Annotated in this window: 18 protein-coding genes and 2 pseudogenes; 2 read left to right on the forward strand and 18 right to left on the reverse strand. The window is 58.3% G+C overall.

What is annotated here, in order from left to right; translation table 11 throughout:
* Positions 1-40 precede the first annotated feature (40 nt).
* On the forward strand, positions 41-403 hold the full coding sequence (locus IM300_RS00195; RefSeq protein WP_193035065.1) for a hypothetical protein: 363 nt from the start codon (positions 41-43) through the stop codon (positions 401-403).
* Between the two features lie 3 nt (positions 404-406).
* On the opposite strand, the gene IM300_RS00200 is transcribed toward IM300_RS00195, so the two are convergent.
* The 10 genes and pseudogenes from IM300_RS00200 to IM300_RS00250 form a co-directional block, all read right to left on the reverse strand.
* Positions 407-2,200 carry a hypothetical protein gene (locus IM300_RS00200; protein ID WP_193034729.1) on the reverse strand — a complete coding sequence of 598 codons (1,794 nt, stop codon included), beginning with the start codon at positions 2,198-2,200 and terminating at the stop codon, positions 407-409.
* Positions 2,201-2,314: 114 nt separating this feature from the next.
* Positions 2,315-2,599 carry a phage tail assembly protein gene (locus tag IM300_RS00205; protein WP_193034731.1) on the reverse strand — a complete coding sequence of 95 codons (285 nt, stop codon included), beginning with the start codon at positions 2,597-2,599 and terminating at the stop codon, positions 2,315-2,317.
* A gap of 84 nt (positions 2,600-2,683) precedes the next feature.
* Positions 2,684-3,193: a phage major tail tube protein gene (locus tag IM300_RS00210; RefSeq protein WP_193034733.1), complete on the reverse strand. Its 510-nt coding sequence runs from the start codon at positions 3,191-3,193 to the stop codon at positions 2,684-2,686.
* 9 nt (positions 3,194-3,202) lie between these two features.
* On the reverse strand, positions 3,203-4,696 hold the full coding sequence (locus IM300_RS00215; protein WP_193034735.1) for a phage tail sheath C-terminal domain-containing protein: 1,494 nt from the start codon (positions 4,694-4,696) through the stop codon (positions 3,203-3,205).
* Between the two features lie 62 nt (positions 4,697-4,758).
* On the reverse strand, positions 4,759-5,193 hold the full coding sequence (locus tag IM300_RS00220; protein ID WP_193034737.1) for a tail fiber assembly protein: 435 nt from the start codon (positions 5,191-5,193) through the stop codon (positions 4,759-4,761).
* A 246-nt stretch (positions 5,194-5,439) separates the two neighbouring features.
* A pseudogene (locus tag IM300_RS22785) lies at positions 5,440-5,652 on the reverse strand (phage tail protein); the annotation flags it as partial.
* 489 nt (positions 5,653-6,141) lie between these two features.
* Positions 6,142-6,540, reverse strand: a pseudogene (locus IM300_RS00235) (phage tail protein); the annotation flags it as partial.
* Positions 6,533-7,078, reverse strand: coding sequence for a phage tail protein I (locus IM300_RS00240; RefSeq protein ID WP_193034739.1), 546 nt, complete (start codon positions 7,076-7,078; stop codon positions 6,533-6,535). The pseudogene IM300_RS00235 and the gene IM300_RS00240, both read right to left, overlap by 8 nt.
* The gene (locus IM300_RS00245) at positions 7,078-7,971 is read right to left on the reverse strand and encodes a baseplate J/gp47 family protein (protein WP_226841913.1); all 894 of its coding nucleotides are present in this window, start codon (positions 7,969-7,971) and stop codon (positions 7,078-7,080) included. The genes IM300_RS00240 and IM300_RS00245 overlap by 1 nt, the downstream gene beginning before the upstream one ends.
* Positions 7,968-8,294, reverse strand: a complete 327-nt coding sequence (locus IM300_RS00250; protein WP_226841916.1) for a GPW/gp25 family protein — start codon at positions 8,292-8,294, stop codon at positions 7,968-7,970. The genes IM300_RS00245 and IM300_RS00250 overlap by 4 nt, the downstream gene beginning before the upstream one ends.
* A 160-nt stretch (positions 8,295-8,454) precedes the next feature.
* On the opposite strand from IM300_RS00250, the gene IM300_RS00255 reads away from it, so the two are divergent.
* Positions 8,455-8,877, forward strand: a complete 423-nt coding sequence (locus tag IM300_RS00255; protein WP_193034741.1) for a helix-turn-helix transcriptional regulator — start codon at positions 8,455-8,457, stop codon at positions 8,875-8,877.
* Here IM300_RS00255 and IM300_RS00260 read toward each other — a convergent pair.
* From IM300_RS00260 to IM300_RS00295, 8 genes are read right to left on the reverse strand one after another with little or no spacing between them, the layout of a single operon-like run.
* The gene (locus tag IM300_RS00260) at positions 8,807-9,397 is read right to left on the reverse strand and encodes a phage baseplate assembly protein V (protein WP_226841951.1); all 591 of its coding nucleotides are present in this window, start codon (positions 9,395-9,397) and stop codon (positions 8,807-8,809) included. The two genes, IM300_RS00255 and IM300_RS00260, sit on opposite strands and share 71 nt — an antisense overlap.
* A gap of 2 nt (positions 9,398-9,399) precedes the next feature.
* Positions 9,400-10,011 (reverse strand): phage tail protein, encoded by a 612-nt coding sequence (locus IM300_RS00265; protein WP_193034745.1) that lies wholly within the window; start codon positions 10,009-10,011, stop codon positions 9,400-9,402.
* On the reverse strand, positions 10,001-10,528 hold the full coding sequence (locus tag IM300_RS00270) for a phage major tail tube protein (protein WP_193034747.1): 528 nt from the start codon (positions 10,526-10,528) through the stop codon (positions 10,001-10,003). Before IM300_RS00270 ends, IM300_RS00265 begins: the two co-directional genes overlap by 11 nt.
* The gene (locus IM300_RS00275) at positions 10,528-11,091 is read right to left on the reverse strand and encodes a hypothetical protein (RefSeq protein WP_193034749.1); all 564 of its coding nucleotides are present in this window, start codon (positions 11,089-11,091) and stop codon (positions 10,528-10,530) included. The genes IM300_RS00270 and IM300_RS00275 overlap by 1 nt, the downstream gene beginning before the upstream one ends.
* Positions 11,092-11,103: 12 nt before the next feature.
* A complete protein-coding gene (locus IM300_RS00280; protein ID WP_193034751.1) occupies positions 11,104-11,721 on the reverse strand; it encodes a hypothetical protein in 618 nt (205 codons plus the stop codon).
* Positions 11,718-12,071 (reverse strand): hypothetical protein, encoded by a 354-nt coding sequence (locus IM300_RS00285; protein ID WP_193034753.1) that lies wholly within the window; start codon positions 12,069-12,071, stop codon positions 11,718-11,720. The genes IM300_RS00280 and IM300_RS00285 overlap by 4 nt, the downstream gene beginning before the upstream one ends.
* Entirely contained in the window at positions 12,068-12,454 is a 387-nt protein-coding gene (gene gpFI, locus IM300_RS00290) for a DNA-packaging protein FI (protein ID WP_193034755.1), read from the reverse strand. The genes IM300_RS00285 and gpFI overlap by 4 nt, the downstream gene beginning before the upstream one ends.
* Positions 12,455-12,495: 41 nt before the next feature.
* Positions 12,496-13,530 carry a major capsid protein gene (locus tag IM300_RS00295; protein WP_193034757.1) on the reverse strand — a complete coding sequence of 345 codons (1,035 nt, stop codon included), beginning with the start codon at positions 13,528-13,530 and terminating at the stop codon, positions 12,496-12,498.
* Between the last annotated feature and the right edge of the window lies 1 nt (position 13,531).

A 13,531-nucleotide genomic window follows, 5' to 3' on the forward strand; every position in this document is an offset into this window, starting at 1 on the left:
CCGGAGGTGTCATAAGACCCTGACACTCACAGGATCTTCCATAATGAAATACGTAATTACTCTTGCATTAGCTTTGTTTTATTCAGCGACATCGTATGCTTTATCGATGGAAAACTCAGATATCAGGCTGCTTTGTCCGCTGCGTGGTCAGATCGAGGTCATACTTCATCGTTACGAACACACGCAAGAATCCTGGGGGGATGGAAGGTTTGAAACCGGTGGGAGGCCCTCCCGTAATGGGCCTATTCTGATGTTCCAGTTCGCCAATCTCGACCAGATGCTTTTTAATCAGAGTACCGGTCAATTTTCTTTCTGGTATGCAGACAAAGAAAAACTGGTAAATTGCCGCATGATAAGTCTCACAAATACTTACCCTGTTGATATACCTTACTTCCGTGAATAATTTTTACAGGGAAGGCATATCGAAGGCGTTATTACCAGATGAAGCGTCCCAGCCTTTAGGGAGGCTTTCCATGAAGGCATCGTAGACGCTTTTGCCCACGTCCTCAGTGCTCTGGCCGGGCGCGGCGTTCACCGTGATGCTGACCCTCGGATGGTTGTTTATCGTCTGCCGGGGCTGGGGGGTAAAAGGTACAAAGTTAACATTTTTATCGGATGCTGAACTGAACGAATCTGTTTTCTCTGCAGAGGGTACATCCACACTTTTGAGCATGTCCGTGTAGACGCTATCCCAGTATTTCCCCGGGTCAGTCAGTCGTTTGCCTGACCAGCTCCACTGCGCATCGCTGCGCATTTTTTCCAGCCCAGAGACCTTATCCGGCGAAGCAAGGATGGCATTGAGCCATTTCGTATCATTATTCTCCTTCGCGACAGCCATGGCTGCATCCGCATCCCCCATGGAGACCTGGCGAAGCATCTCCTTACGATGCGCATCTTTATCGGGGATCAACCATTGCAGCCTGTCGGCCACGGCCATCACCACATCAGCCACGGTTTCTACACCGTGCCCGAATTTAATCATGCCATCCCACAGCCGCTGTGGCCCCGTTTTGTCGTTGCCGTCGGGTTTGATCCAGTCGATGACTGCGGTCGTAATTTGAGGCTGAATATCTTTGATCCACTTAGCCAGACCGGTAGATGCGTCATCAATAGACGGCACCAGCTCTTTAGTGATCTTACCCACCGTGTCCTGCATGCCGCTTTCCGCGACACCCCAGAGTCGGTTTACGGCGATATTTGCCTGCATCGCCCCTTCCGCGCCTTCCTGCGTCAGCAGGTTATAGCGCTTCGCCTCCTCCATCGCCTGATTGTAGGATTTGCCAATGGTATGCAGGCCTGTCAGCATTTTATTGGACTCTGCCCCCATAAGCTGATCGCCCAGCGATGCCGCGGCAGCGCCGTCCTTCATCGTGGACAGCTTCTGCATCAACAGGTCAAAAGCCTTTTCGCGGCCCATCTTCTGCAGAACACCTTTACTCAGCCCCAGTTGCTTCAGCATCGGGTTCAGCGTTTTCTCGTTTCCTTCCTCCCAGATTTTGTTGGTGCCCTCTTCCGCCAGGTCACCATAGTTCTCTGCGTTCAGTCCGAACTGCGCGGCCAGGTCGCCCCCGGCCTTGTACTTCTCGATACTCATGCCGTAGCCGCGCGCCAGGCCCAGCTCCTCAGCCGTTTTAGCATTGAGCATAATCGGGGAAGCAATAGCGGCTGTGGCACCGGCGGCCAGACCTGCGGACGCCCATCTGCCAGCGGACAGCAAGCCGCTACCGGCTGCACCAATTACGCGTCCGCTGCCGCGCAGTGCATGGGCTCCGCCAGCGCGCATGCTGTTGCGAAGCCTGGCCCTGCGCGCTTCCACGCGCTCCGCCCGCTCAGCGACCTCTATTTCCCTGCGCATTGAGTCAGTGAGCCTGTCCTGGACATGGCGGGCGCGTTCAAGTTCACGGGCTATCGCTGCATAGCGTTTTTTCAGGCGGGAGGTATCCTTTCCGGCCAGCGTGGCCTCCTGGATACTCTTTTTCAGCGTGTCCTGCGCACGGGTCAGTTTTTCGGTTTCACCGGCGGCACCGTTCAGCGAGCGTGCAAGCTGCTGCCCCCAGGCCGTCTGCAGGGTACGGTTACGCGCTGTCTCGGTACCAATGCCTTTCAGCGCCCTGTCCAGCGCGCCGGTGGCCCCGGTAAAACTGCCGTCAATCCGGGCGCCGAAGTTGATCGTCGTTTTGAGGTTGGTGTTAGTGGCCATGCTTACTCCGCTTTATCGCCTGGCGGCGGAACGACTGATACACGCTCACCGGCAGCGCCAGCTGCTCGGCGAACGTCAGCCGGCACCAGTAGTGGATGCCGGGATGGTCAGCAATCAGCTGTTGTTCTGTCGGTCCGCCGGTGGCAGCAAAAAATCGTTAAACGCCTTCACCAGCAGGTCATAATCGCAGGCGGGCAGGCCGTACAGGTCTTCAGGCGAGCGGCCGCACAGCGAGGCGGTCATGGCCAGCTCTTTTTCCAGCAGGCTGCCTCTGGCTTTTTCGAACATGAGTTTGTCGCGCACGGTGGGCTCGCGCAGGGTCAGACTGGTGACGGTTTCGCCGTTCAGGTCGACCGGTCGGGACAGGGTAATGGTGGTGGTGGTTGCCGGATAGTTCATGATGATTTCCTTCTGAATTTAAATTTTGGGTATTAAAATCCCCGCACTGCTTCCACAGTCGGGGTTTTGTCTTTTCTGGTTGCTTTACATCAGCAGCGCGTCTTTCTCATCGGCCAGCACGTTCACGCCATTCACCGCGCGGATCATGTTCTGCGGGTCTATTTCATACACTTCCTTATCGTCGACCGTCAGCTTGTAGTAGCTGAGGTTGAGGGTGGCGCTCATCCCTACCCCCTCCTTGCTCTCGCCACCGTGTTCGTCGGGCGTCAGCGTGCCGATGATGCCCTGCATCTCATCCACAAACGTGTGCAGATCGCCGTTGCTGTCCTTGTAGGTCCGGCGCGCCTGCACGCGGGTGGTGTTGCCCGGAATAAACCCGAACAGCGCCAGCACGTCGCTATCGGCCGAGACCTTAAACTCGCTGCTCATCGGCTCCATGCCGTTGTCCACCGGCATGGCCATGTCCATCCAGGTCGTTTTGTAGTTACCGATGGTGGCGGTCATTGCCGGCGGGGTGAATGACTGCAGGCCGGCGATGCGCGTGCCGTCCTGGGTGTAGAGTGCACTTTTGCTGTAGACGTAGGACAGTTCCATAAATACTCCTTACGCCGCCACTTCGGTGACGGTGTACGTGTTGTCGATTGCGTAAGTCAGGGTGATTTCTTCTGCCGGGGATTTCGGACCGAAAGCAATGTTGAAGTAGATTTTGCCGGCGGCCAGAGACTCAGCGGTATTCAGCTCAGGATCGAGCCAGCAGCGGCCGCCGTTAATCGCCCCCAGCTTCGTCTGGCTGCGCAGGTAGCTGTTTGCCGACCCGACCAGCGCGGTCGCAAACGCTTTGTCGATCGGACGGTCGAGATAGTTTTTGGTGACCATGACCTGAATGGAGTCCTGCAGCATGTCGGCCGTGCGGCGTACCGCCTCAAAGCGCCACTGCGGATCGGACGAGCACAGACGGTTTCCCCAGTGGCGGAAGCCGTCCAGCTGGATGATGGTCGAGACGTTCTCCTGGTTCAGCTGGTTGGCCACGCAGTTTTCATCCCCGATTAGCCAGGTGTCCACCTGCTCCAGGCCGGTAAAGCCCAGCACGGTCTGGTTGGACTTCGACCACCACCACCCTTTTTCGCTGTCGATGCGCACGCGGTGGCCCGCAGCGGCGGCAGAGTATGGCCGGGAGACGCTCTCCCCGGTCACGTCACTGGTGACCATGATGCGCGGGCGGAGCATTTCAACCCGGGCGCCGAACTTCTGTGCCCGCTGCGCCACCTCCACAGGTGTTGCGCCGGAGGGCGAATCCAGATAGGTGACCGCACGCAGCTTCGTGGCCATGCTCTCCAGCACCTTGCCCACACCGTCGTCGGTGCTCCACTCGGGCGCAATCAGAATACGCGGCTGGTAGTTCGTGCTGCCCTGCGCCAGCTGCAGCGCCTCAATCCCCTGCAGGATGTTCGCGCGCTGCTTATCCTCGTCCTCGTCAGCCTCCACGCGGACCACAATCACCAGCGCACCGGTCTGGGCCAGAATATCCTGCATGTCGGCATACAGGGTCCCGGCGATACCGAGCTTTTTCGTTTTGCTTTTGCTGCCTGAGATGATGGCGGGCTTGTACAGCGGGAACGGCTCGTCGGTACCGCCGGAGAGCTGAGTTGCTGCCAGTTCCGTCACCACCCCGTCACCGGCAGACCCGGCATAAAGCGCGGCGGTGATGCCGGTATCCTGCAGGTCGTTGATGACGTCCACCACCTCAGCGGCCGTAGCGGTCACCACGCCGTTTTCATCGGTGCCCAGCGTGACCGTCAGCACCCCATCGGCAAAGGCGGCTGCCGTATTGGCCCCCGCTGCGTCGGTATTATCCGTCGCCTCAGTGGGTTCACCGGCCACCATCACCACCTTCAGCTTGTTGCCAGCCGTGCCCGGGTCTTTTGCGATAAAGGTCAGCGCATTCCCGGCCAGCACGCTGCCGGTGGTCAGGCTGGCAGCCGTGCCCTGCTCCGCGTCCGGCGCCGTACCCACCAGGCCGATAACGGACAGATTGACGTTCGTGACAGCCTTTGTGGCGCTGTCTTTTTCCTTCGTGCGTACACCGTGAAGGTCCATATTTTCTCCATAAAAAAACCGCCCGGTGTGGGCGGTGTGTGATATTCAGTGAAATGGCGGGATTATTCAGGCCTGTCCGGCCAGGCTATCGCGTTATAGCTCTCTTCATCCGTTACATGAGAAAATTCCAGTGCTTTTAGTTCGCGAATATACGCCATCCACGCGGTCAGGCTGGCTTTATCAGCTTCAGTAACAGAGCCCAGCATCAGTTCAACGCGCCAGTCGGCCGTCACGCTGTTTGCCTCGTCGAGTCGCTGCTGTCGTTCCAGTTCAGCCAGGGTGGTCCAGTCAATGGCCGGGGGGACATAGTCGGCTATTACTCCCCACTTTCCGGCCACACACTCCTTATAGATTTTTTTGCCATACTCCTGACAGTCTGACAGCGAGGCCGTAAAGGGAAGATAGTTATCCACCCAGGTAAATTTTACGCTGCAGTTAATGCCTTTCTTCTCGCTGTCGGCCCAGCCAGGATGTTTTACATCGGTATAATCTGTCATTCAGGCCACCCTCATGAAAAGGGACAGGTTTCCCCTCGAAGTGTCCTGGGTACTAAGATGACCGCAGAGCCGCCACGTGCCGGCCAGCGCACTTCCCCCCCACAAAACGGCGGCCCGGTAATTATCGTTATAGGAAACACATGAAGGGATGATCTGTGAGCCGGCAAGCGTTGCACCCGCCTCCAGATTCTGCGGGCCCACATGCCCAAGAATGTAGCTGCCATTCTGTAGACTGCCGACAAGAGGAAGAGTGATGTTCGCCGTGCCGTCGAACGCCACACCGTTAATGGTGCGGGCCGTCTGTAGCTTCGTCGCGCTGGCCGCGTTACCCGTGGTACTCTGGTTGCCCTGGGTGTTCACGCCCGGCAGACTGATATCTGCGGTACCATCGAACGCCACGCCTCCAATTTTACGCGCCGTCTGCAGCTTCGTGGCTGATACGGCATTACCGTCAGCATTCAGGGCGCCGATATCTTCGGGGGTAGGTTTGTTGGCTGTATCGTATTGTTTAGCCCAGGTAGTCCATGCTCCCGTAGAATACTGGCTACGCGTGTAAGTACGAGAACTGTTGTAAACGATATAAACCTGCGTCACGCCAGCATTTTTATAAACCAGCAGTGTTCCTGCGTTGTTTTCTGGATAGTGCCTCGCGGCTGAGGCATTGGCATTAAGTGGCTGGTAATAAATACCCGGCGTTTTTAACGTATCCAGATCCTCGGTCGAAAGCCCGATTGCCTGACCGTTGAAGATGTCCTGTGCCGTTACGTTGACGTCCGCCTTCAGAGCATGGCCATTGATAGTTCGCTCAGGGGGAACTGCACCAATATCGGCAGGCGTTAAGGTAAGGTCGGCCGTCAGTTCGTGGCCATTGACCTTTCGCGTCAGGGGGACATAAAGCTGGTCACCCTCCGTTTTTGTCAGCCAGGTTCCGTCGGTGACGTTCAGCGTCACGTCTGCCGTATCCGACACGGCCAGCTGCGCCAGTATTTCAAGGGAGGCCGCGTAGCCGCTGTCCGGTGCAGGCTTCGGCTGGTCAGGGTAGTTCCCGACCGCGTAGAGCGTATCCCCGGCGTAAAGGCCTATCCCGCGGATGGTGTAGCCCCCGCTTGAGGCCGGAATGATGCACTGCGCCTCCAGCACCGACGTATCGTCTGCGCTGACGGACAGGGAACTGATATCCCCGCGATACACCTCATTCGCGAGAGTCGTCTGTGCCGGGTCCGGCCTAAAGGCGGCTCCGCCGTCACATACGCCGAACGCATTCAGCACCACCGGCTCGCCGGCAGCATGTGCCGAGGCTTCCAGCGCCACGCCGGCATCGGTAATAATGATGTAATACTCACCCATCTCTTCTTTTTGCCTCAATGGTTACAGATTGCCTGGAAAAAATGGCGCCGCCCGTCCAGGCTTCCCCGGTGATGACCTGCTCGGTGATGCTGATGCCCGACAGCAGGCTGCGGGCGTTTTTGGCATCGTTCACCTGCAGGGCCAGGCGCCTCAGCGTCTCCTCTGAAATTCGGTTGCCGTGAATGACCACCCGGAAGGTGTAGGCTGCCGCGACTGGCGTGTCGTTAAACCACTCGATAACGTCGCAGGGATAATCCACGGCGGCGAGCGCGCGTTTGACCGCACTGACGGTACCGCGCCGCTTATTGACGCCGGCGGCGCTTTTAATCACGCTGCGCTTCTGCGCTTCAGTCCAGCTCTCATCCCACCAGGTAATGGCGTACTCCCAGGCAAGCCAGGGCAGCAGCACCGCCGGGCAGGTGTCGGGATTTTTAACGGTACGGATATCAAGGGGTAAATCCCCCACGTGCGCCATCACCTGCTCAAGGGCGCGTTCTGCCGCGGTCGAACTGGGTGGCAGAAGTGACTTAACGGCCATCAGTCCGGCTCCTGCGTGGAAATCGTCACGCTCTCACACCAGGAAGCCTGCCCCACGCCGACGGCCAGCGTCGCGGCGGGCGAACGCAGAATCACGTCATCCACGCCCGCCTGCTTCAGCGCCGCGTAAATACCGGCCAGAGAAACATCCGTTTCAATTTTATGTACGCTCTCCGTGTACGTGGCCAGCGCCTCCTTTGCGGCCGCCACCACCGCGTCGGTATCCGGCCCGTTGCTGATAACCAGCGTGGCGTCAACGCTGTAGCCGACAATCTCCGGCGCCTTCACGGTGACAAAATCTGTCAGCGGGCGAACATCCTCCGGGCTCAGGGCCTCATTCACGGCGGCCAGCAGTTCAGCCGACGGCGTGCCGTCACCTTCAGCAGACAGTACATAGACGTCCACATAGCCCGGGTCAGTGTCCGGCGGTCCATAAGCATGCGCATCGAGGACCACACTGCCCACGTCGCGGGCATAATACTCATACGCCTCGCGCGAGCCGGCGGTGTTACGGGCATACCAGGACAGGCGGATGCGCCGGCGGTAGCTGTCATCATCCTCCATCACCGCAGCCGTCGGCGGGATGGTGGTCTCGTCTGCCGGGCTGACCACCTGACGCGCCACATCAAAGTTAGCGCCAAGCTGGTCAAGGTCAGCGCCTTTCGCATAGGCCAGCAGCGTGGCCAGCGCGCCGCTGTTAAACCGGGCAATGTTGACCATTTCCCGGTAAACGAGAATTTCCAGCAGCTTCATCGCCGGGTCGCTTTCCAGCAGCGCGTTAAATGTGCTGTCCAGGCCCTGCAGCTCGGCAAGCCTCATGGCCTTCTGCTCTTTAAAGAGCGGCATCTCCAGCACCGCCGGCGGCGGCAGCTGGCTTAAATCAATCGTGTTCAAACCGTCAGCCCCTCCAGGCGAATAATTTTCTGCGTTTCGGTATCGGTGGTCGTCAGGTCAACCGTGAGCCGCCCCGCCCCCGTCCGGCTGGCGGAGACCGACTGCACGGTGATGCGCGGCTCCCATTTATCCAGCGCGACGGCGGTGGCCATCACCAGCCGGATTTGCGTCAGCCTGTCGTCAGGGGCGTCAACAAGGGTGAGTAAATCGCTGCCGTATTCCGGCAGCATTACCCGCGTGCCGGTGGGGGTAGAGAGAATGTCCTGAACGGACTGGCGGATGTGCGCCGTACCGGACAGCACTGCGCCTGTGTTTCGGTTCATGCCTTTGATAACGAGTCTCCTTAAATATCTGTCACAAATATTCAACAGGAACGAAATAAATCACCCCTGTTTTCAACAAGCGAAGCGTTCAGTAACAAAACACAAGATTTACTGACTTTGTAAAAGAGATGAAGTGGGTATGATTTATGCAGGAGGGGACATGCTTAATTCATCAAAAAAAATTCACCAAAGTGTCGTCAAGGATTTAAAAAAATATATAGCTGACAATATTGCGCATAAAAAAATTACTGCTCACGAAATCTGCAGGCTGAGCGGTTATTCCAGTTTTTATATGCACAGGATATTCAAGCAACACACAGGAAAAAGCCTGCTGCAGTACATTAATGATTTGCGCATGGAAAAAATTGAATATGAACTCATTCATACCAGCAAAAAAATCACAGAGATAGCTATGGATTATGGTTATCAAAATTTAAACGAATTAACAAAACGATTTACTAAAAAGTACGGCACTCCCCCCAGTAATTTCAGGAAAACGCATTCGGTCGACATTACATCTTCTGATTCGGCGGATTCGTCGTTCCCCCTCCGTCACCGTTCTCCTGGTGATCGTGCTGATTGAAGGTGTCACGCACCCCCTGCAGCGTGCCGGTTTTATCCGCCACGTCGCCCGTTGCGTTTATATTCCCCTCCACCGTCAAATCGCCTTTAAGCGTTGCCCCGCCGGGGCAGGTCACCGTCAGGGTTCCGCCATCGGGCAGGCTGACGGCCATGGCATTTCCGGCCGTGTCACAGCTCACGCTGGCCCCGTTCCCGTAGCGCGTAACGTAGATGTCACCCCCTTCCCCAGCCGGTGTCTGGTCGTCGGTGATCATCCCGATTAGCGCCACGCCGTTTCGCAGGTCGCCTCCCTCGCTCAGCACCGTGGCCGGACATCCCACCGCCGGCACGCTCCACTCCTGCACGCCGGCATCGGCGCGGGTGTACCACGGCAGCCAGGCCGAAACGTGCTCCGTGTTATTTACAGGATCCACGCCGAACGTTATACGCACGCGGGGCGGTTTAACCTGCACGCTGTGCACCGTGCCCCGGCGGATCATGTTGTTCATTCGTCGCCACATCTCAGCCAGCGTGTACTCCATGCTCACAGGTAATCCCCCAGAAAATCCGTCATATCGTTAAATGCCGAACTAATTTTTTCGCTTTTTGAGGTGGTCTTCAGCGCGGACAGATCGTCCGCGATGCCGGCACGCGTAGCGCCGTAATACTGCAGCGTCAGGGAAACGGTCTGGTGCGTCTGCTGGCCGTTCAGCCCGAAGGTGTCCATCACCTGGCTCAGCTGCGTCATGGCCCAGTACCCCATTATCCGTCCGGTGCCGGTGACCAGCATGTACGGCATGCCGAGGTTCGCCTGGGCGCGCAGCTGCTCAACCGGATCCACGCCCGCAGACGAAAACAGCCCGTAGGACTCGAGGGCGCTGGTCAGGAGCGAGTCATTCACCAGCGCGGCGTAGATTTCCCCCTCGAACTGGATGGTGGGGGCTTTTTTCCCGGTGTACTGCAGGCGCTCCGTCTGCCCGATGCGCGGCTGCGCGGCCCAGCTCCAGCCCTCCTGCACTGTGAGGCGCTGATAGGCTAGGGTGCTCAGGGAAAAAATAAAGCTGCCCCAGGCCATCAGCGGCGGCAGCTCGTCCAGCCAGTTCTCCGCCTGCTCGCGCACGTTCGCGGAAATAACCGAAAGCGGATTAAAGCTCACCGATAAGACTCCTGATATCTGAGACAACGTTATCCGACAGGCTCAGCACGTTAATGCCGGCAACACGACGAATACCCAGCAGCGGGTTAATCTCCAGCAGCGGAATCATCCCGTTAACCATCACGCTGTAGTAGTTCGCAGAGACGGTCATCACCTGCCCGACGTCCGAACGGTTGTCTGCCCCGTGCTCGTCGCTGCTGATATCGCTGATAAATCCCTCCACTTGCTCTTCGAGGAACGTTACGCCGTCCATCACGCCGCGGTAGGCCCGCCGGACGGTGAGACGGGCCTTAACGCCCGGTACCGCGCCGAACAGGAGAAAGGCGGAGTGGTCCATGCCCGGAATTTTGTAGGTCGCCGTCAGCTCCTCCGTGCCCGTGTCCACCGGAACCGGGGCGTTCATGTTGCCGGCGCGGAAAAGTTTTTTTGTTATCCGCAGCGCCGGCGGGGTGTAGGCCACCATGTCGGAGAGCTGAAAACCGTTAAGCAGCAGCGTGCAGCCGCGGTAAATCGCCATCACTCCTCCTTCGCAATCAGCGTGTAGTCCTGCTCATGGCCGGCGCCCACGTCCGGGAAAATACCCAGCCAGAATTCTCTCAGCCGCGGCGCGTCCGGCTCGTCGAACGGATCGGCCCCGACCGCCAGGCGCTGGGTAAAGCTCACGCTCCAGACCGCATGGTCAGCTCCACCTTCGCCTTTTTGCCAGATAACCGGCTCGGCGCTGATAAACTCCGCCGGCGCGGTGCTCCGTCCGAACTGGCGACCGTGAACCCAGTCGGAAATTTTCAGCGCGGCGTTACGCACCCGCGTGTCGGCGCTTTCGCTTCTGCCTTCCGGATCGTCCGCCCCGCCAACTGAAAAATGGCGCAGGACGAAAAGGTTGCAGCTCAGCTCGAGCGTGAGGTTACCGCCCAGATCCTTATCCGCCTGCCGCCACGCGGCCACGTCAAAAAAAATAGCCGGCGTCGGAAAACCTGCCGGGATATCAGGATAGAGGCAGACCGTTTTCGCCCAGGGGATTTGCATCAGCGCCGCCTTAACCGCGTCCTGATACTCGCTCAGATATCCCACTCCGTTCATCAAAATACCCTCTTACTTAATGCCGGCAGCGATGCGCCCCTTCATGTCCTGCTCAAAGCGCTTAAGCAGCTCGTCGTTCATCTCCCGGTACAAATCGTCCGAAACTGCGCGACGCACCGGGCCGTAAATCGGCACCGTAGCCTCGTGCACGAACCCGCGGCCGTTACGCTGCCAGATGCTTTCACGTCCGCGCACAATACCAATAAACGAATCCGGGAAGGAAAACGTGGCAAGCTGCGAAGAGCCAGGCGTGAAGGTCGCCCCACGCGCCCCGTTTATGCGCACGAACCGGCCGCGGGCATCGCGCCGGCGCGCCGGCTGCGCTGGCGCCTCCATGTGGCCTTTCACCGCGCTCACCGGCAGGGCGTTAAGTCCAAACCAGAGTTTGCCCTGCCCCGGTGCCGCCGACGTCAGGGCGAGCCGCTGGCCGAACGTTTTTACCCGTCGCTGCAGGGCTTTTTTATCTTTTGCGCTGGTCTGCGCCATCATCAGATTCAGCGCTTCCCGCCGGTATTTTGCCAGCGTACCCCGCAGGGCTTTGTTATAGGCGCCACTCATCTGCGCGGAAGTGGCGCCCACACGCTCGGCCAGGGCCTTCAGCTCGCCGGCATCGAGATAAAAACCGGTCATAGCAGCCCTCCGGAACGGTCGTACGCTGATTTCTGATACTCAGACAGGTACACCACCGTCAGGCCGGTACCGTCAGGCTGCAGGCTTTTCACAGACTGCATTACACCCCGCACAACGACAGCATCCCCCTTTTCCAGACCGGCAATATCCCGGTCAAAAGCCGTAAAACAGGCATCACGCCCCTGGATTTGTCCGCCATTTGGCACGTCCGTGCCCTGCCAGGGGGCATCGTATATGGCATGAATAACGGTGCGCCGGGAGGTGTCCGGCCAGAGCGTGACGCCGCCAGGCTCCGCGAACGTCCCCATCATCTGCTCATCACCAGCCGCAAGGTCACGGACGAAACTCATGCGTCCTCCGCATGCCTTGCCGCAATGCAGGCCGCGGCATCGTCCGTACTCACCGCAATGACTTCACCGGGCTGGATGATGGCCCTGACCGCGAGGCTGCGCCCTGCCGGGTAGTGAAAAACATCCAGCGCATGCAGCACGCGAATGAAGCGGCGATCGCCGGATCCGGATGAGGATGCCGGGGCATGATTTTGATCTGACTCTTTTTGGGGGTGGTTCTGCGTCATTGTCTCGCCGTCCTGTTCATCATCCAGCAACCCGGCTTCGGCCTGTGCTTCCGCCAGACGTGCTTCCAGTTCGGCCACGTTTCCCTCGGTGCTGAGCGGACGTCCCAGCTTTTCACTCAGGTCCTTCAGCGCGGCAATTAATTCAGGTTTAGTCATGTTTTGTCTCCGGAAAAGGGGGCATACGCCCCCGTTAACACTTATTTAAGGGATACCACCACAAAGGCGTCCGGATCCGGCAGCACCATCGCCGGCGCGGACTGGGTCATGGTCTGCTCAATTGACGGATCGCCTTGCTGGATCCAGTTTTTCGGGTAGCGGGTGCCTTCGGTCAGCCCTTCTTTAAACGCATCGGCGTCAACAATGGCACCATAGGTACGAAAACCCCTGACCTGGGTATTACCCAGGATCAGCGTGTTATCGGGCAGGTAGCGGGTTTTGGATTTCGTCTCCGGATCGATGTACTGGCCCTTATAGACCACCACCGCCACGTCGCCGTAGTAGCCCTTATGGCTCACCACCGCGCCAAGGTCCTTCAGGGCGGTTTCCATCTGGCTGTTCGAACCGCGGCGGGTGTCCATTTTTTCGCGGAACAGCTTAAAGCTGTTCAGCAGGGTCCAGGTCTTCCCGTCCATCACCATAATATCCACCGCGCCGGAGGCATAATCCGCCCAGGCATCGATGTCCGCGGCCGGATCGTAAGTGTCGCGGTCCTGTTTCGACCAGGCCGTACCGTCTGTCTGTGCAATGTTGTTCGACGCGCTGCGCTGCATGTCAATTTCGTAGGTCGGGAAATTGTCGCTGGTCAGGGTGTACTTGCCGTACAGCACGGCCTGCACCGCCTGGTACTCTTCGAGCTGCTTGATGGCCATGTCCTCATCCTGCAGGTTTTGAATGATGATGGCATTGCGGCGGTCGGCCAGGCTCATCGGCTCGTCCGGATCTTCTCCCGGCAGGCGCTTAATCAGCTGGCCCGGATTCACGGTGTGCTTCGGCTTGGTGTAACCCGGCTTGAAAGACCAGGTTTTGCCGCCACGAGTGTGGTCCACCTTGCCGGTGACCAGCGGCGCGCAGTACACGGCCATGGCCACGTCGCCCGGAATTTTGTCCAGGAACACCTCCTCCGTCTGGAAGGTATAGATTTCGCGGAAAAACAGCTTCAGAAAAAGCTGGTCGAATTTGAACGGCTGGGGAAAGACATCCAGAAGTTCACGCATGGTGTAAAAATCGCTCATG

It is taken from the genome of Enterobacter cloacae complex sp. I2 (assembly GCF_014896205.1).
Lineage (GTDB): Bacteria > Pseudomonadota > Gammaproteobacteria > Enterobacterales > Enterobacteriaceae > Enterobacter > Enterobacter quasihormaechei.